At 46.9% G+C, this 19,339-nt stretch carries 16 protein-coding genes; 15 read left to right on the plus strand and 1 reads right to left on the minus strand.

Features of this window, described 5'->3' with window-relative positions; all coding sequences use genetic code 11:
* Window positions 1-2: 2 nt before the first annotated feature.
* The 10 genes from DWX61_RS01400 (at window position 3) to lgt (ending at window position 10,707) form a co-directional block, all read left to right on the plus strand.
* A complete protein-coding gene (locus DWX61_RS01400) occupies window positions 3-710 on the plus strand; it encodes a zinc metallopeptidase (protein WP_015526118.1) in 708 nt (235 codons plus the stop codon).
* Window positions 703-2,058: a 16S rRNA (cytosine(967)-C(5))-methyltransferase RsmB gene (gene rsmB / locus DWX61_RS01405; RefSeq protein ID WP_330612644.1), complete on the plus strand. Its 1,356-nt coding sequence runs from the start codon at window positions 703-705 to the stop codon at window positions 2,056-2,058. The genes DWX61_RS01400 and rsmB overlap by 8 nt, the downstream gene beginning before the upstream one ends.
* Window positions 2,059-2,064: 6 nt before the next feature.
* Window positions 2,065-3,105, plus strand: a complete 1,041-nt coding sequence (gene rlmN / locus DWX61_RS01410) for a dual-specificity RNA methyltransferase RlmN (RefSeq protein ID WP_110102942.1) — start codon at window positions 2,065-2,067, stop codon at window positions 3,103-3,105.
* A gap of 1 nt (window position 3,106) precedes the next feature.
* Complete coding sequence (locus tag DWX61_RS01415) at window positions 3,107-3,853, plus strand: Stp1/IreP family PP2C-type Ser/Thr phosphatase (protein ID WP_118368808.1); 747 nt, start codon at window positions 3,107-3,109, stop codon at window positions 3,851-3,853.
* Window positions 3,847-6,054 carry a Stk1 family PASTA domain-containing Ser/Thr kinase gene (gene pknB / locus DWX61_RS01420; protein ID WP_118623416.1) on the plus strand — a complete coding sequence of 736 codons (2,208 nt, stop codon included), beginning with the start codon at window positions 3,847-3,849 and terminating at the stop codon, window positions 6,052-6,054. Before DWX61_RS01415 ends, pknB begins: the two co-directional genes overlap by 7 nt.
* 2 nt (window positions 6,055-6,056) lie before the next feature.
* The gene (rsgA, locus tag DWX61_RS01425) at window positions 6,057-6,935 is read left to right on the plus strand and encodes a ribosome small subunit-dependent GTPase A (RefSeq protein ID WP_118623418.1); all 879 of its coding nucleotides are present in this window, start codon (window positions 6,057-6,059) and stop codon (window positions 6,933-6,935) included.
* Between the two features lie 3 nt (window positions 6,936-6,938).
* On the plus strand, window positions 6,939-7,613 hold the full coding sequence (rpe, locus tag DWX61_RS01430; RefSeq protein ID WP_015526113.1) for a ribulose-phosphate 3-epimerase: 675 nt from the start codon (window positions 6,939-6,941) through the stop codon (window positions 7,611-7,613).
* A 2-nt stretch (window positions 7,614-7,615) separates the two neighbouring features.
* Complete coding sequence (locus DWX61_RS01435; protein ID WP_118623420.1) at window positions 7,616-8,290, plus strand: thiamine diphosphokinase; 675 nt, start codon at window positions 7,616-7,618, stop codon at window positions 8,288-8,290.
* A 145-nt stretch (window positions 8,291-8,435) separates the two neighbouring features.
* Entirely contained in the window at window positions 8,436-9,533 is a 1,098-nt protein-coding gene (ychF, locus tag DWX61_RS01440) for a redox-regulated ATPase YchF (protein WP_022426886.1), read from the plus strand.
* 55 nt (window positions 9,534-9,588) lie between these two features.
* The gene (lgt, locus tag DWX61_RS01445) at window positions 9,589-10,707 is read left to right on the plus strand and encodes a prolipoprotein diacylglyceryl transferase (RefSeq protein ID WP_118623422.1); all 1,119 of its coding nucleotides are present in this window, start codon (window positions 9,589-9,591) and stop codon (window positions 10,705-10,707) included.
* A 187-nt stretch (window positions 10,708-10,894) separates the two neighbouring features.
* Here lgt and DWX61_RS01450 read toward each other — a convergent pair whose 3' ends face one another.
* On the minus strand, window positions 10,895-11,701 hold the full coding sequence (locus DWX61_RS01450) for a helix-turn-helix domain-containing protein (RefSeq protein ID WP_118368803.1): 807 nt from the start codon (window positions 11,699-11,701) through the stop codon (window positions 10,895-10,897).
* Between the two features lie 140 nt (window positions 11,702-11,841).
* Between DWX61_RS01450 and lacZ the strand changes: the two genes are divergently transcribed.
* From lacZ to DWX61_RS01475, 5 genes are all read left to right on the plus strand, one after another.
* Window positions 11,842-14,886 (plus strand): beta-galactosidase, LacZ type, encoded by a 3,045-nt coding sequence (lacZ, locus tag DWX61_RS01455; RefSeq protein ID WP_118623424.1) that lies wholly within the window; start codon window positions 11,842-11,844, stop codon window positions 14,884-14,886.
* Window positions 14,887-15,189: 303 nt separating this feature from the next.
* Window positions 15,190-15,621 (plus strand): division/cell wall cluster transcriptional repressor MraZ, encoded by a 432-nt coding sequence (gene mraZ / locus DWX61_RS01460; RefSeq protein ID WP_118368801.1) that lies wholly within the window; start codon window positions 15,190-15,192, stop codon window positions 15,619-15,621.
* Between the two features lie 35 nt (window positions 15,622-15,656).
* Window positions 15,657-16,592 (plus strand): 16S rRNA (cytosine(1402)-N(4))-methyltransferase RsmH, encoded by a 936-nt coding sequence (rsmH, locus tag DWX61_RS01465; protein ID WP_118368800.1) that lies wholly within the window; start codon window positions 15,657-15,659, stop codon window positions 16,590-16,592.
* Between the two features lie 22 nt (window positions 16,593-16,614).
* Entirely contained in the window at window positions 16,615-17,184 is a 570-nt protein-coding gene (locus tag DWX61_RS01470) for a hypothetical protein (RefSeq protein WP_118623426.1), read from the plus strand.
* A gap of 30 nt (window positions 17,185-17,214) precedes the next feature.
* On the plus strand, window positions 17,215-19,284 hold the full coding sequence (locus DWX61_RS01475; protein ID WP_227574159.1) for a peptidoglycan D,D-transpeptidase FtsI family protein: 2,070 nt from the start codon (window positions 17,215-17,217) through the stop codon (window positions 19,282-19,284).
* Window positions 19,285-19,339: the final 55 nt, after the last annotated feature.

Below are 19,339 nucleotides of genomic sequence, written 5' to 3' on the forward strand. Positions count from 1 at the left end.
TTATGTACGGATATGGTTATTACGGATGGGGAATGGACCCCACGATTCTTTTACTTGTGATCGGAATGCTTCTTTCTCTTGCGGCATCCGCAAAGCTGCGCAGTACCTTTGCAGTCTATAAAAAGGTACGGAGTCATTCTGGCATCACCGGTGCGGAAGCTGCACAGAGAATCCTGAGAGCAGCAGGGATCACAGACGTACAGGTGGTTCCGATCCGCGGAAGTCTTACGGATCACTATGATCCGAGAACGAAAACGGTTTCCCTTTCAGAAGATATTTATGGAAGAAATTCTCTGGCGGCTGTGGGGGTGGCAGCACATGAATGTGGCCATGCGATCCAGGATGCAATCAATTATGCACCACTGAATATCCGTTCAGCCATTGTACCTGCCGCAAATATTGGTTCCCAGCTTTCGTGGCCGCTGTTTATCGCAGGGCTGATCTTTTCCATTGATCCGCTGGTAACTCTGGGAATTGTTTTGTTTTCACTGGCAGTACTGTTTCAGCTGGTGACACTTCCGGTTGAGATCAATGCGTCTTCCAGAGCGCTTAAAATGCTGGAAAGTACAGGTATCTTAGGTGCAGATGAAAAAAAGGGTGCAAGAAAAGTACTTACAGCGGCAGCGCTTACCTATGTGGCAGCTCTGGCGGCATCCATTCTGCAGCTTCTGAGACTGATTATCCTTGCAGGAGGTAGAGATCGTGATTAGCAGCGGAGTAAATACCAGAGAACTGATTCTTGAGATCCTGTTACAGATCGAGGAGGAGGGGGAGCACAGCCATATTGCGATCCGGAATGCGCTTTCCAAATATCAGTTTCTTCCGAAACAGGAACGTAGCTTTATTACAAGAGTATGTGAGGGAACTCTGGAATACAGGATTTATATTGATTATGTCATCGATTCTTTTTCCAAGGTTTCTGTAAACAAGATGAAACCGCAGATCCGCGAGATCCTGAGAAGTGCGGTATATCAGCTGAAATTTATGGACAGTGTTCCGGACAGTGCAGTATGCAATGAAGCGGTAAAGCTGGCACAGCGAAAAGGCTTTTATAATCTAAAGCCCTTTGTCAACGGGGTGCTCCGTACGATTGCAAGAGAGATCAGTGATCTGGAGCTTCCTTCCAGGGAAGAAAACGAAGTCCGTTATCTTTCCGTGAAATATTCCATGCCGGAATATCTGGTAGAAAAATGGAAAGCAGCCTACGGAGTGAAGACTACGGAGAAGATCCTGGAGGATTTTCTGACAGAAAGACCGATCACAGTACGGTGCCGTACTCATAAGGCGTCTCTGAGAGAAATCGTCACCAGTCTGAAGTCTCAGGGAGTGACAGTAGAACAGGCTCCTTATCTTCCCTATGCACTGAAGATTTCCGATTACAATCATATTCTGACACTTGAAACCTTCCTTCAGGGAAAGATCCTGGTGCAGGATGTAAGCTCTATGCTCGTAGCGGAAGCTGCAAGTCCGAAAAAAGGAGACCATATCATCGACATGTGCGCTGCACCAGGTGGAAAAAGCATCCATGCGGCAGACAAAATGGGGGATTACGGAAATGTGGATGCCAGAGATGTAAGTCAGTATAAGGCAGATCTTATCGAAGAAAACATCCACAGGACCGGAGTGATCAACGTGGAAGCCAGAGTTCAAGATGCAACGGTATATGATCCGGATTCCGAACAGGCTGCGGATATTGTGATCGCGGATGTACCGTGCTCCGGTTATGGTGTTATCGGCAAGAAACCGGAAATCAAATACCGGGCAACTCCGCAGAAACAGGAAGAGATCGTAATGCTCCAGAGAATGATCCTGGATAAGGCTGCAAAGTATGTGAAACCGGATGGAACGCTGATCTTCAGCACGTGTACCATTGCCCGGGAAGAAAACGAAGAAAATGTATTATGGTTTTTAAAGAACTATCCGTACCGGCTGGAAAGCCTGGATCCGTATATTCCGGAGGAACTGCACTGTAAATCCACGAAGCTTGGCTATCTGCAGCTTCTGCCGGGAATACATAAGACAGATGGATTCTTTATTGCCAGATTCAGAAGGAAATAACAGAAAATGACAGATGTAAAATCCATGACCATGGAGGAATTGAAGGAATTCATGACAAAGATCGGTGAAAAGCCTTTCCGGGCGAAACAGATCTATGCATGGCTTCACCAGCGGCTGGTTACCTCCTGGGATGAAATGACAAATCTTTCCAAAAGCCTCAGGGAAAAGCTTTCGGCTTATCCGATCACAGCGCTGACCCAGGCAGATGTAAGGATCTCAAAAATTGACGGAACCAGAAAATATCTGTTCCGGCTGGAAGATGGAAATGTGATCGAGAGTGTTCTCATGCGGTATCACCACGGAAATTCTGTGTGCATTTCTTCTCAGGTGGGCTGCCGTATGGGATGCAGATTCTGTGCATCTACCATCGGAGGACTGACCAGATGCCTGAAGCCGTCCGAGATGCTGGATCAGATCTACCGTATCCAGGCAGATACCGGTGAACGTGTGGCCAATGTAGTTGTGATGGGAACCGGTGAGCCGATGGATAATTATGACAATCTTGTCCGTTTTGTCCGGATCCTTACCGACGAAAACGGTCTTGGGATCAGTCAGAGAAATGTGACGGTTTCTACCTGCGGGATCGTGCCGAAGATGTATGATCTGGCTGAAGAAAAGCTTCAGATCACTCTGGCACTTTCCCTTCATGCTCCAAATGATGAAAAACGGCAGGAACTGATGCCGATCGCGAATAAGTATTCCATGGATGAGGTTCTGGATGCCTGCAGAAATTATTTTGATAAAACAGGCCGAAGGATCACCTTTGAGTACAGTCTTGTAGCCGGTGTCAACGACAGTGAAGAAGATGCGAGACAGCTGGCCGGCCGTATAAAAGGCATCAATTGCCATGTAAATCTGATTCCGGTCAACCCCATCAAGGAACGCTCCTATGTGAGGTCTACTCGACAGGCTGTGGAGAATTTCAAAATAAAACTTGAAAAATACGGAATTAATGTTACTATTAGAAGGGAAATGGGCAGCGATATCGACGGTGCCTGTGGACAGCTAAGAAAAAGTTACATGGAAAAAACAGAAAGCGAGAAGTGACATGAGGATATACTCAGCTACTGATGTAGGGCAGAAGCGTAAGATGAATCAGGATTACGTGTTTGTATCTGAAGGTCCGGTTGGGAATCTGCCTAATCTTTTCACAGTCGCGGACGGAATGGGCGGCCATAACGCCGGTGACTATGCATCCTCACATGCAGTACGGATCCTTGTGGATGAAATCCGTGAAGATGCGGATTACAATCCTGTGAAGGTTATTCGTCATGCGATCGAAGCTGCGAATACGGAGATCAGAAACCGTGCGCAGGAAGACGAAAACCTCCGGGGCATGGGAACCACTATGGTGGTGGCGACTATTGTAGATCAGTATGCCTATGTAGCCAATGTGGGTGACAGCCGTTTATATGTGATCCAGGACGGGATCCGCCAGGTTACCAGAGATCATTCTCTGGTACAGGAAATGGTGAGAATGGGCGAGATCAGCGAAGCGGAAGCACGGAATCATCCGGATAAGAACATCATTACAAGGGCACTTGGTGCAGAGAAAACGGTGGATGTGGATTTCTTTGATCTGAAACTTGAAAAAGGATGTACGATCCTGATGTGTTCAGACGGTCTCAGCAATATGGTTGAAGATGAGAAGATCCAGGAAATCATATCCGATCCGGAAGCAGATATTGATCAGAAGGGCAGTGCGCTCCTTCGGGAAGCAAATCAGAATGGTGGTAAGGATAATATTGCAGTCGTACTGGTAGAGCCATTCACGAATGAGGTGGAAGCATGTTGAAGACGGGAATGATCATAGCCGAGCGTTATGAGATCGTAGGAAAAATCGGAACTGGCGGAATGGCAGATGTCTATAAGGCTATGGACCATAAGCTGAACCGTTTTGTTGCAGTGAAGGTCCTGAAACCGGAGTTTCGGGAAGACACCACGTTTATAAAGAAATTCATAAGTGAGGCCCAGGCGGCAGCTGGTCTTACACATCCGAATATCGTCAATGTATTTGACGTAGGAGATGACGGCGGTGTTTATTACATTGTTATGGAACTGATCGAGGGTATTACTCTGAAGGAATACATCTCCAAGAAGGGGAAGCTTTCCATTAAAGAGGCCACAAGTATCGCAATCCAGGTTTCTATGGGGCTGGAGGCGGCACACAGCCATGGTATCGTTCACAGAGATGTGAAACCCCAGAATATCATTATCTCCACAGATGGTAAAGTAAAGGTGACAGACTTTGGAATTGCCAGAGCTGCATCTTCGAATACGATCAGCTCCAATGTAATGGGATCTGTACATTACAGCTCACCTGAGCAGGTGAGAGGCGGATATAGTGATGAGAAGAGTGATATTTATTCTCTCGGAATCACATTGTATGAGATGGTTACAGGAAGAGTTCCTTTTGACGGAGATACCACTGTGGCGATCGCTATCAAGCATCTGCAGGAAGAGATGGTCCCGCCAAGTGTGTATACACCGGATCTTCCGTACAGTTTGGAGCAGATCATTCTGAAATGTACACAGAAAAGTGTAGATCGTCGTTACAGCCGTATGGAGGATGTGATCGCGGACCTGAAACATTCCCTGATCGATCCCCAGGGCGATTTTGTAAAGCTTACTACAGTTGACAACGATGCCAAGACGGTTGTGATCTCAGAAGAAGAGCTTGGTGAGATCAAACATACACCGAAGCAGATCACAAAACCGGAGATCACTACACTTGAGGAAGAAAAATACGACGATAACGATTACGATGATGCAGAGGAAGAATACAGACCGAGATCCGAGCATAGATCCGGAAAGAAAAAGAAGCATCATGGTTCCGGAAGAGGCCTGACTATTGCGGCACTGATCGGCGGGGCAGTCCTTCTGATCGTTCTTGTGGTAGTGCTTGGACGTGCCGCAGGACTGTTTGGAACAGGCAGCAGCGGAACTGCAGACAGCAGCAAGGCAGAGGCGAAGCAGGAATCAGCAGCTGACGGGCTGGCAACCGTTCCTGATCTTGTAGGCAAAACAGAAGAAGAGGCCAAAACACTTGCAAACGATGCACATCTGGGTGTCCAGATGGCCGGTGAGGAGGCATCTGATCAGGAAAAAGGCAGGATCTCCCGTCAGAAGACAGCAGCGGGAACACAGGTTGAAGCCAATACAACTGTGAAATACTGGGTGAGCACCGGAACAGCACAGGTTACGATCCCGGATCTGGATGGACGTACAGGAATTGATGCACAGCAGACTCTGGAAGATCTTGGACTTCAGGTAAATGTCCAGAAAGAATACAGCGACACAGATGACAACGGATATGCACTGGTAGATCCGGGATATGTTTACAATGTCGAGCCGGCAGCAGGTACTTCTGTGCAGGCAGGCTCTTCTGTAACACTGACAGTCAGTCGAGGGGTTGATTATGGCGATAATGCTGAGGTTCCGAGTGTTGTAGGAATGACCAAGGATGCTGCGCTTACTACTTTAGGTAAATTTATTGATATTCAGATAACAGAACAGCAGAGTACAGAAGCTGCAGGTACAGTTATCGCACAGGATCCGGAAGCCTATGCGGCAGCAGACCCGGATCAGCCGATCAGCATTACCCTCAGCTCCGGTGACAAGGCTCCATCCACAGACAGCACAGCATCTACAGACAGTACAGCATCTGCGGACAGCACAGCATCTACAGATAGCACAGCATCCACAACTACATCTACAGCAGATGTCAATGCAAACACAGGCTGGAAATGTACACAGACACTGGATACACCGTCTGGTTACAATGGAGGAGCAATTCGTCTGGAACTGATCCAGGACGTAAACGGTGAGCCTAAGGCATCCACTATCATTGACGGACAGAATATCAGCTTCCCGTATCAGCTTAATATCTCAGGTGCTGAGGGCATTACCTCAGGAACCATCTATCTCTATGAGGAGGTAGACGGGGATTATCAGCAGCTTGGAACCTACACGGTTACATTCAAGAAAGCTGAGTGATCATGCAGGGAAAGATAATCAAAGGTATTGCCGGATTCTACTACGTATATGCAGAAGACGGCAATACATATGAATGCAGAGCCAAGGGAATTTTCCGTAAGGATAAATTCAAGCCTCTGGTAGGTGACAATGTGGACATTACAGTTCTGGATGAAAAGGAACTGGAGGGAAGTGTGACGGAGATCCACAAGCGGAAGAATTCTCTGATCCGTCCGGCTGTGGCCAATGTCGATCAGGCACTGGTGATCTTTGCCATGGATAATCCGAAGCCGAACTTCATGCTTCTGGATCGTTTCCTCATTATGATGGAGAGGGAAGGTGTTCCGGCAGTCATCTGTTTTAACAAAAAAGATCTGGCAACAATGGAAGAGCTGGAATTTCTCTATGAAACATACCAGAGCTGCGGCTATCAGGTAATCCTGTCAAGTGCCCTGAAGGGGGAAGGTCTTGCAGAGATTGAAGAGGTCCTGCAGGGAAAGACCACCGTTGTGGCCGGCCCTTCCGGCGTGGGGAAATCCTCTCTTACCAATTCTCTTCAGGAAGAGGTTGAGATGGAAACAGGCGAGATCAGCCGAAAGCTGAAGCGTGGGAAACATACTACCCGCCATGCACAGATCATACCGGTGGCGCAGGATACATTTCTTGTGGATACGCCGGGATTTTCCTCCTTATATATTGAAAATATGGAGGAGCAGGAACTGAAGGATTACTTTCCGGAGTTCCGAAGATATGAAGGACAGTGCCGCTTTCAGGGGTGCCGTCACATACATGAACCGGGCTGCGCCGTTAAGGAAGCCCTTGAGAACAATGAGATCAGCAGACTCCGATATGAAGATTATCTGGAGCTGCACCAGGAATTAAAAGAGAAAAGGAGATACTGAGTCATGGAATACCGATTGTGCCCGTCGATCTTATCAGCAGATTTTAACAGACTGGGAGAACAGATTAAAATTCTGGAAAAGGAAGGCGTTGAATATCTGCATATTGATGTTATGGATGGAGATTTTGTTCCCAGCATTTCTTTTGGAATGCCAGTGATCAAATCAATCCGGAAAGAATCCAACATGTTTTTCGACGTACATTTGATGGTAACAGAACCGGAAAGATATATCCGCGATTTTGTAGAATGCGGAGCAGATTCCATTACTGTACATGCGGAGGCATGTGAGGATCTGGAACGTACACTGGAGCAGATCAGGGCAGCAGGCGTAAAGGCGGCAGTTTCAATCAAGCCATCCACACCGGTAAATGACATCAGCCATCTTCTTGAAGATGTGGACATGGTGCTGATAATGACTGTTCAGCCAGGATTTGGCGGACAGAAATACATGGACGAATGCACGGAGAAGATCCAGGAGCTTCGTGAGCTTATTGATGAGGAAGAGCTGGATGTTGATATCCAGGTAGATGGCGGTATCAATGATGATACACTGGAGACTGTTATGCGAGCAGGTGCAAACCTCATGGTTGCAGGTTCCTGGGTATTTAAGGGTGATGTGGCAGCCAATGTAAGACACATTACAGAAAAAATCCACAATATCAAAAAAGAGCTGGACTGAAAATGATCGATACAATAATAATCAGCGGGGGCAATATCCAGAATGGTTTTGCCCTCGATTTTTTAAAAAAAAGAATAGAAGAGAGCCGAGGAAAGAAAATTGCTCTTGTTGCTGCAGATAAAGGGATGGAATGGTTTATGAAAAACCGGGAATTTATTCCGGATCTTGCAGTAGGGGATTTTGACAGTCTTTCCGAAGAAGGCAAAAAATACATGGAAAGCCTGAAGGGACCGGAGATCATCAGGCTGAAGCCTGAGAAGGATGATTCGGATACACAGTCTGCGGTAAATCAGATGATCCGCAGGGGTGCAAAGGATATCCTGATCCTGGGAGCTACCGGCACAAGGCTGGATCATGTGCTGGCGAATCTGGGACTGCTTTCCATGGGGAAAGAAAAGGGTGTCCACATTGCGATCGCAGATCAGTGGAATTATATTACACTTGCAGAAAGCGGAACCATACTGCACAGAGAGGAGCAGTTTGGAAAATATGTTTCATTCTTTACTGTGGGAGGTGATGTGACAGGCCTCACTCTGAGGGGATTTAAGTATCCTCTGAACGGATATCATCTGACAGTAGAAGACAGTGGCCTGACCGTCAGTAATGAGATTTCGGAAGAAACCGCAGAGATTCTGTATGAAAGCGGGCAGCTTCTGATGATCATGTCCAGGGACTGACAGTAACAATAAATGCCTCACAGTTGCGATTTCAGGCTGTGTATGGTAATATGGGACAGGAATGGCCTGAAAAACGGAAAGGCCTGTTTAAAGAGTATCTGAAAAATACTGTAAATAAATATATCGAAAGGACGTATATAGAGAGATGAAATTAGGAATCGTAGGTCTTCCTAACGTAGGAAAAAGTACATTATTCAATTCACTGACAAAAGCCGGAGCAGAATCCGCAAACTATCCGTTCTGTACTATTGACCCCAATGTGGGTGTTGTAACCGTTCCGGATGAGAGACTGAATCTTCTCGGAGATTTTTATAAATCAAAAAAAGTAACACCGGCGGTGATCGAATTCGTCGATATTGCAGGTCTTGTAAAAGGCGCATCTAAAGGAGAGGGACTTGGAAACCAGTTCCTTGCAAATATCCGTGAGGTAGATGCTATCGTTCACGTGGTACGCTGCTTTGAGGATTCCAATGTTGTTCATGTAGATGGAAGCATTGATCCGCTCCGCGATATAGAGACCATTAATCTGGAGCTTGTTTTCTCTGATCTTGAGATCCTCGAGAGAAGAATTGCCAAGGTTACCAAGACTGCACGTATGGATAAGGAAGCTGCCAAAGAGCTTACATTCCTTGAAAAAGTAAAGGCGCATCTGGAAGAGGGACAGCTTGCCATTACTCTTGAAACAGAGAACGAAGACGAGGATGCATGGCTTGCAACTTATAATCTTCTTACTGCAAAACCGGTGATCTATGCGGCTAATGTTGCAGAGGATGATATTGCAGATGATGGGGCGAACAATCAGTATGTACAGGCAGTACGGGAATACGCTGCCAAACAGAACAGCGAGGTATTTGTGATCTGTGCACAGATCGAGGAAGAAATCTCCGAGCTGGATGAGGATGAGAGAAAGATGTTCCTTGAGGATCTGGGACTGACAGAATCCGGCCTTGAGAAGCTGGTGCGCGCAAGCTATCACCTTCTTGGTCTTATGAGCTTCCTGACAGCAGGAGAAGATGAGACAAGAGCATGGACCATCAAGATCGGAACCAAGGCACCGCAGGCAGCAGGTAAGATCCACACAGACTTTGAACGTGGATTTATCAAAGCAGAGGTTGTGAATTATCAGGATCTTCTGGATTGCGGTTCCTATGCAGGTGCCAGAGAGAAGGGCCTTGTACGTATGGAAGGAAAAGAGTACGTTGTACAGGACGGAGATGTGATCTTATTCAGATTTAACGTGTGATCACCAACGTCGTGAAATACCGGCTGTAAGCTGAAAAATTATAACAGGTGATTTTATGGATATGTCAATTCGGTTTCCCGGATTAAATCTGGTTTTGGATTATGTGCCGAGATCCTTTGAGATTTTTGGCTTTGAGATCACAATCTATGGCGTCCTGATCGCGATAGGAATGCTTCTGGGAATCTTTTTTGTGGTACTGGAAGCCAGAAGAAATCATGAAGATCCGGATGCATATCTGGATCTGGCCATCATAACGCTGCTTTCCGGTGTGGCAGGGGCGAGGCTGCTTTATGCAGCTTTTTCCTGGAGCCTTTATAAAAATGATCCGGGACAGCTTCTGAATATACGGTCCGGAGGACTTATGTTTTATGGAGGACTTCTGGGCGGTGTGCTAGGTGGTGCGATCTACTGCAGGATCCGAAAGAAATCCTTCTGTCAGATGGCAGATCTTGCATGCATGGGACTTCTGATCGGGCAGATAATAGGAAAGTGGGGAAGCTTTTTTAACAGAGAATCTTTCGGGGAATATGCAGACAACATTTTTTCCATGCAGCTGCCGCTGACTGCGGTACGGGCAGGAGAGGTCACCACGGCTATGCGTGAAAAGCTTCAAACCGTGGACGGTGGTACCTGGATTTTGGTACAGCCCCTGTTTTTCTATGAAAGTCTCTGGTGTCTGCTTGTGCTTTTGGTGCTTATGATGCTGCTTCGCAAAAAAGTATTCCAGGGAGAGATATTTCTGAGATATCTGGCGAGCTATGGTCTGGGAAGAGCAGTGATCCAGTGGTTCCGCACAGATAAAGTACTGTTTCCGGGAACCGGCGTGGATGTTTCGCTGGTGATCTCGGTAATACTTTTTGTTTTTTGCACCGTGGTAGTTGCAGTAAAACGCGTGATGTCCAGAAAGCGGGCAAAAGTACGGATGAGAAGGATCGAGAAAGATCAGCAGGCAGAGAAAGAAGCTGAACAGCAACGGGAAAATGCAGCAGAGAATCTGGAAACAGAGACTGTACAGGGAGAAAAAAATGGACCAGAACGAGATACAGCAGAAAGAGGAAGCTCTTCGGAAAGCGTCACTTTTGCAGCAGCTGCAGGAGGAACGGAAGAAGCTGGACAGCCAGATCAGGAGCAGGAGCGATCTTCTGAAGAATCTGGAAGCCAGCCAAAAAGTTGACCGTATTCTGGAATTATATTACGGAAACTGAGATCAAACAGATACAGATGCTTTTGTCTGATGGATCAGAGTATAGGATAAGATACCGGCATTTGAATGATAAGAGCAGCAGAACACTGCCCTGCAGGAAAACGTCTTCTGCGACGTTTCCGGCAGGGCAGTTTTTGTGCTGTGCAGCAGGAATATATCAGTACATCTTTCGGAAATCCAGAGGAGTTGTGCCTGTGACTTTACGGAACATGGCGATAAAGTGGCTGGCGTCGGAAAATCCGGAAGCGCCGGCAACATCCTGGATCTTCATATCCGGTCTGGAAAGCAGAAGCTCACGGGCGCGGCTGATGCGGTACATGGTAACGTATTCGTAAACCGAGCAGCCCATAAAACGGCGGAACAGACGGGAAAGATACTGCGGAGAGACAAAAACGCTCCGGCTCAGCTGCGCTGCAGTGATATCCTGCTGATAACCGGTTTCGATTTCTTTTATTACCGGGATCACATATCTCTGGTAGAGAGGATTATCCTGTATCTTCGGAGAAGCTGCACAGTCTGTAAAATTCATAAGAAAGTTGTAGCAGTCGGAAGAAAGAGATTTCATATCCGGTGTGGGCTGATGATATTTACGCAAGGTAGAAGAAATCATTTTCCGGATACTGGCCCCCTGTTCCTTTTCGACAAGGATCACTTCCTGGTTGTCTGTCATGTAAGGGATGCTGCCTGCCAGTGTTCCTGTGAAGGTGGCAAACATTGTGGTCCAGGAAGTAGACTCTCTGTGATAGGAATGAGGGACACCAGGAGCGATGAGGATGCCCTCGTTGGCTCCGAGAGTGTAAAATTTTCCACGGACTTCAATGCGTCCGGTACCCTTTTCAGTCTGGAGGTAATGATAATACGGATATCCGTCCGGACGGAAGATATTAACCTGATTCCAGTGGTTCCCAAGAGATTCAAACATGAAGGGAGCACTGACCGGAGTATTTCTGAAATAGATCGACATGATATTCACCTGTTTCTAAATGTTATATATTTTGGCGAAACATATTATACCATAATCCGGTGGATTATACTATAATGATCATAGCATAAAAAAACGAAGGATCCGGCAGAAAAACAGAAGCCGCCGGACAGGAGGAAAAAATGAAAAGATTTGATCATTCTCTGTTAAAAGATCCCCGGTATTTCAGCGATGGAAGAATGGATGCTCATTCAGATCATACGTATTATCGCTGTGAGGAAGAGAGAGAAGATGGAAAAACTTCTTTCCGTCACAGCCTGAATGGTCTCTGGAAGTTCCATTATGCACGGAATTATGCATCTGCCATCCCAGGTTTTGAGGAAGAAGCATATTCCTGCAAGGACTGGGAGGATATTTATGTGCCGGCACATATCCAGATGGAAGGATATGATGCACCGCAGTATGCCAATGTCCAGTATCCGTGGGAAGGCCATGAAGAACTTCATCCGGGACAGATTCCGGAACGTTTTAACCCGGTGGCAAGCTATGTGAAATATTTCCATGTGCCGGAGAGCATGAAAGGAAAAAGAGTATTTGTTTCATTCCAGGGAGCAGAGAGCGGACTGGCTCTGTGGCTCAATGGAAAATTTGTGGGATACAGTGAAGATTCCTTTACTCCGTCAGAATTTGAGCTTACGGAATATCTGAAGGACGGCGAGAACAAGCTGGCGGCACAGGTGTTCAAATGGACAGCCAGCAGCTGGTGCGAGGATCAGGATTTTTACCGTTTTTCCGGAATTTACAGAGATGTTTATCTGTTTACGGTACCGGATGTCCATGTATATGATCTCAGGATCCGTGCCATTCCGGATGAAACTCTCAGAAAAGCCGAGCTTGAGATCGTGACCAGTACCTGGGGAAAAGGAAAAATGAAGCTTACACTTTCCGGAAAGGGAGAGGTTCTTTTGCAGGAGGAAAGATCTCTGAACGGAGAGGATACCTGTACCTGGGAGATTCAGGATCCCCTTCTCTGGAGTGCAGAAGAGCCGAATCTCTATGATCTGGAGCTGGAGATCAGTGATGAAAGCGGAAAGCTCCAGGAGATCATCCCGGAGAAAGTTGGTTTCCGCCGTTTTGAAATGAAGGATGGTATCATGACCCTTAACGGAAAACGTATCGTATTCAAGGGTGTGAACCGCCATGAGTTCAGCTCCGTCACAGGAAGACATGTGTCCCGTGAGGAACTGCTCAAAGACATCGTGATCATGAAACAGAACAACATCAATGCAATCCGTACCTGTCATTATCCGGATGCATCTCCGATCTACCGTCTCTGCGATGAATATGGTATTTACATGATCGCAGAAAACAATCTGGAGTCTCACGGAACCTGGGATATAGCAGAATTTACCGGAGATTACACGGATATCGTTCCGCACAACAAACCGGAATGGCTGGGCATGATGCTGGACCGTGTAAATTCCATGTATCAGCGTGACAAGAACCACCCGGCGATCCTGATCTGGTCCTGTGGAAATGAATCCTTTGGCGGAAAAGATATCTTTGAGATGTCTGAGTTTTACCGCAAGAATGATCCTACAAGACTGGTACATTATGAGGGGGTTATCCATGACCGCAGCTACAATGCCACCAGTGACATGGAAAGCCAGATGTATCCTTCCGTAGAAGCGATCCGGGAGTTCCTTGCAAAGGATGACAGCAAGCCGTTTATCTGTTGTGAGTATACCCATGCAATGGGAAATTCCTGCGGCGCAATGCATAAATATACAGATCTTACAGATACAGAACCGAAATATCAGGGTGGCTTTATCTGGGATTACATTGATCAGTCTATTTACAAAAAAGACCGTTACGGAAAAGAATTCCAGGCATACGGCGGAGATTTCGGTGAACGTCCTACGGATTATAATTTCAGTGGAAACGGTATCGCATACGGCGGTGACAGAGATGCTTCTCCAAAGATGCAGGAAGTAAAATTCAACTACCAGAATATCACTGCGCAGGTAAGTGAGGATTCGGTTAAGATCATCAACAAAAATCTTTTTGTAAATACGGACACATTCCGATGTGAAGTGACTCTTGCAAAGAACGGTCATGTTCTCCGCACAGAGACACTGGATACAGCGGTGGAGCCTTTAAGCCAACAGACCTACAGACTTCCATTTGGAAAACAGCAGCGCCCGGGCGAATATACGGTAACCGTAGCCTTCCTTCTCAGAGAAAAAACACTCTGGGCAGAGGCAGGACATGAGGTTGCTTTCGGCCAGCATGTTTATCAGGTGGAAGGAATACCGGAAGCTCCTGCGTGTGGCGTGGAGCTTGTGAGAAGCCTTCATAACATCGGTGTCCGCGGGGAAAATTTCGAAGTGCTGTTCTCCGTTCTCAATGGTGGCCTGGTTTCGTATAAATATGCAGGAAGAGAAATGATCGAAGCGATCCCGAAGCCCAACTTCTGGAGAGCACCTACAGATAATGATTGCGGAAGTCTGATGCAGATGCGTTATGCACAGTGGAAGATCGCCAGCATGTACGCAAGTCATAAGGATTACCGAAAAGGCATGTATGGTCCGGCCAATGCTCCGGAGACAACGGTTCACGAAAACAGCGTGGAGGTTGCTTTTACCTACATCCTGCCAACTACGCCTGCCAGTGAATGCCGCCTTGCCTATGAGGTAACCGGAGATGGAAGAGTAAAGACAACGCTGACCTATGATCCTGTAAAAGAGCTGGGCGATATGCCGGAGTTCGGAGTACTCTTTAAATTCAATGCGGATTATGATCATGTTCAGTGGTACGGCCTGGGACCGGCAGAGACTTATGCAGACCGGAAGCATGGCGCAAAACTCGGCATTTATGAGAATCTCGTGACAGACAATATGGCACGCTATCTTGTGCCGCAGGAATGCGGAAACAAAGAGGAAGTACGCTGGGCAAAGATCACAGACAGAAAGGGTAGAGGAATGCTCTTTGAGATGGATAAAGAAAACGGCCCGATGATGTTCTCAGCACTTCCATATACTCCTCATGAAATGGAAAATGCCATGCATCCCTATGAGCTTCCGGCAGTCCATTATACCGTTGTCCGTGCTGCAAAGGCGCAGATGGGTGTTGGAGGAGATGACAGCTGGGGTGCCCGCACGCATCCGGAATACCTCCTGGATACCAATGGAAAGATGAAATTTTCCTTTGCGTTCAAAGGTCTTTAAAATGTCATAAAATAACAGAACATAAAGTCAGAAAAAAGCTTCCGGCGACTGTCCGGAAGCTTTTTCGTTTCATAATAATGCACAGAAAATAAACAGGTTGAAAAAAAACCTGTGGATATTTCATGAAATGAAAAAAAACTTGGATATGCACTTGTTTTTTCATGGTAAATAGTTTAAAATGATTACATAAGTGGTAGAAAGTGGGGAATAGTGGTAGCGAATGGGGATGAGTGGCAGAACACACCATTTGCGCCCTGGAAACACGAAGGGGAGAATCGTGTTTCACGAGAGTAGGTGGGTTTCATGTTCATGGGCGAGTATAATCATACGATCGACGCGAAGGGGCGTCTGATCATCCCTTCCAGGTTCAGGGAACTCTTAGGGGAAGAGTTCGTACTGACAAGAGGGTTGGATGGTTGCCTTTCTATTTATCCGATGGATGAATGGGTTGCCTTTGAAGAGAAACTCCGAGCATTACCACTTACAAATAAAGACGCAAGAACCTTTTCACGTTTCTTTGTAGCCGGAGCTACAGCATGTCAGCTGGATAAGCAGGGAAGAATCCTGGTGCCGCAGACGCTGCGCCAGTTCGCTGGTCTGGATAAGGATGTGGTGCTTACGGGTAATCTGAACCGGATCGAGGTTTGGAGCAAAGAGAAGTGGAGCGAGAACTGCAATTATGATGATATGGACAGCATTGCGGAAAGCATGCAGAACATAGGAATCGTCATTTGAGCATAACGCAGGTAGAAATCCCACAGGAGACGGATATGGAATTTAAGCATAAATCTGTATTACTCGATGAGACCATTAACGGCTTAAGGGTAAAGCCGGATGGAATCTATGTGGATGGCACTTTAGGAGGAGCGGGACACGCCACAGAGGTGTGTAAGAAACTTTCTGCCAAGGGGAGATTTATTGGCATAGATCAAGACCAGGATGCGATAATTGCTGCGAGTGAACGGCTGTCAGCCTTTAATCAGGTGACAATCATTCGCAGCAATTATTGTTACATGGCAGATGAGCTGAGATCCCGTGGCATTGAGAAGGTGGACGGGATCCTGCTGGATTTAGGAGTGTCATCTTATCAGCTGGATAATGAAGAGAGAGGTTTTTCTTATCGGTACGATTCTCCTCTGGACATGCGAATGGACAGAAGACAGAGCCGTACAGCCGGTGATATTGTCAACGGCTATGAGGAACGTGAACTGTATCGTATTATCCGTGATTACGGCGAAGACAAATTTGCCAAAAATATAGCGAAACACATTGTGGCTGCCAGAGAGCAGGCACCGATCCGGACAACCGGAGAACTGACAGAGATCATACGGGGTGCGATCCCCATGAAAATACAGGCTACAGGAGGACATCCGGCCAAGAGGACTTTTCAGGCAATACGTATTGAGCTCAACCGGGAGCTTGACGTGCTCAGGGATTCCCTGGACGGCATGATCGATCTCCTGGATGACGGAGGAAGGATCTGTATCATTACATTCCATTCTCTGGAAGACAGGATTGTCAAGACCATTTTCCGAAAAAATGAAAATCCCTGTACCTGCCCGCCGGATTTTCCGGTCTGTGTATGCGGAAAGAAATCCAAGGGGAAGGTGATCACAAGGAAACCGATCTTACCGGGAAAAGAGGAAATGGAAGAGAATCCGAGATCCAAAAGTGCGAAGCTTCGTATTTTTGAACGGAAAATGTAGTTGAGAGATGGAAGGTAGGCAAATGGCGAAGACAGGAAGAGGGACTACAGCCAGAAGAAATCGAAATACCGTCAGGAACAGCAGAGAAATGTATGTTCAGGGAAATGCGGTAAAACGGTTGCAGGAAGTTCCTCAGAGGACTGATCTGCCCGAGATACAGGAAAGGCGACGGCTGGCTCAGAAAAGAAAACAGAAATCCGCAGTACCTGTGACACCGGCAAAACAGGTGGTGAGCAGACAGGCACAGCGGAACCGGGAAAAGGCAATGGCCATGAACAAGGGGTTCGTTCTGTTTCTTACGGCAGTTTCCATCGCAGTACTTTTTACCTGTATCAATTATCTTCAGGTAAAATCCGAAATCACGGCGAGTATGAAAAATGTTGCAAATCTGGAATCTGAGCTTGCACAGCTGAAAGAAGATAACGATGCATATTACAGTCAGGTCACTTCTACAGTGGATATCAGCGAGATCAAGAAAAAAGCTATCGGCGAGCTTGGAATGAAATATCCTTCGGAGGATCAGATACAGACCTATACCACTGAAGGAAACAGTTATGTGAGACAGTATCAGGATGTGGACACACACAAGTAGCAGAAGTACAGTTTTTAAGCAGGTGATCGATTGAGTACAAGAAGGCGCAGGCCGGTAAAAAAAATAAATTACAGTATGAAGAAAAAGCTGGCAGTACTATTTTCCTTAGTGTTGCTGGCTTTAGTCGGTTTGGTGGCAAGAATTACCTATATCAATGCCACCAGCGGAAGCAAATATCGAAAGCAGGTGCTGAGTCAGGCTCAGCAGAAATATGAAAATCAGACACTCCCGGCAAAAAGAGGAGATATCTATGACCGAAACGGGAATATCCTGGCAACCAGCAACAAGGTCTATAATGTGATCCTTGACTGTCTGGAGGTCAATAAGGATCAGGATTCCGTGGAGCCTACCATCAAGGCGCTTGTAGAAGTTCTGGGACTTGATGAAGATGAGATGCGGAAGCTTCTCACCGACAGCGGTACAAAGGAAAGTCAGTATCAGATCGTAAAGAAACAGATCTCCATGGACGACAAAAAAGCCTTCGAAAAATACGAAGATCCGGGAGACGACAGTGAACTGACTGCCACGCAGCTGAAAGAACGTTCCAGGATCACAGGTGTATGGTTTGAAGAAGATTATCTCAGATCTTATCCGTTTAATGAGACTGCCTGTGATACCATTGGATTTACACTTTCCAGAGATGTGGCGGATGCCGGACTGGAAGGATATTACAATGCGACACTTACCGGCGTGGATGGAAGACAATACGGATACATCAACAACAATTCCGACGTAGAACAGACGATTATCGAACCGACGGATGGCAAAAGCATTGAGACTTCGCTGGATCTGGGACTTCAGCAGATCGTGGAAAAATACGTAAATACCTTTGAAGAAAAGATGGGAGCCAAAAATGTAGGCGTGATCATCGAGGATCCGAAAACAGGAGAGATCCTGGCAATGGATGGCGGTGACCGTTATGATCTGAATAACCCGAGAGATCTTTCAAACGTGTATTCCCAGAGTGAGATCGATGCCATGAACGATGAGGAGACCGTAGATGCGCTGAACGGAATGTGGAGTAATTTCTGCGTGACAGATGCCTACGAGCCGGGATCGGTTGTAAAGCCTATCGTTATGGGCTCCGCACTTGAAATGGGAGCGATTTCCGAGAGCGATAATTTTGTCTGTGACGGCGGACAGTCTTTTGGAGCGGAAGGTGCGACTACTTTCATCAAATGTGCGGTATGGCCGGATGCTCACGGGACAGAAGCTCTTTCCGATGTCATTGCCAATTCCTGCAACGATGGTATGATGCAGATCGCAGCAAAGATGGGAAAAGATAATTTCCTTAAGACACAAAGCGTTTTCAATTTCGGAACAAGAACCGGTATCGATCTTCCCAATGAGGGAAGCGGTGTGATCCATACCAGCGATACCATGGGAGAAACGGAGCTTGCATGTTCTGCTTTCGGACAGGGATATACACTGACCATGATCCAGGAGATCAATGCAATGTGTTCTGTTATCAATGGAGGATACTACTATCAGCCTCATCTGGTGACGAAGATCAAGGACAGCAGCGGCGGAATCGTAAAAACGATCTCTCCGACACTGATGAAGCAGACGATTTCCGAGAAGATATCTGCAGACATCCGTTCCTACATGGCAGCCAGCGTAGACCATGGTACCAGCCGTACCTCCAAGGTGCAGGGCTACAGCTCCGGTGGTAAAACCGGTACTGCCGAGAAGCTTCCGCGAGGCAATGGCAAGTATCTGGTATCTTTTATCGGATTTGCACCGGTAGATGATCCGGCACTTGTGATCTATGTAGTTGTGGATGAGCCGAAGGTAGATGATCAGGCAAGCAGTACGTACGCACAGTACATTGCACAGGGAATCCTTTCCGAAGCACTTCCGTATCTGAATGTACAGCCGGATGAGGCAGAGGATGGAGAAGTTCCGACTACAGAGCTGTGGGAACTTTTTAAGGGAATCAGCGATTCTGCAACAGGAACCGGCGCAGACGGGCAGAAGGAGGCCATTTCCGATGAGAATGTACCAAGTCCGCCGGAAGATGAGTCGGAGGACAGTGATACCGAAGATAATAACGATATGCAGAGCGAAGGTCTTACCAACGAGGAGGCCGGCCTGGAATAGATAAAAAGAATACCCTCTCAGGGGAACGTCATATATTACAGTGACGACCTCTGAG

The sequence above is a fragment of the Ruminococcus sp. AF20-12LB genome (assembly GCF_003478985.1).
Taxonomy (GTDB): domain Bacteria; phylum Bacillota; class Clostridia; order Lachnospirales; family Lachnospiraceae; genus Blautia_A.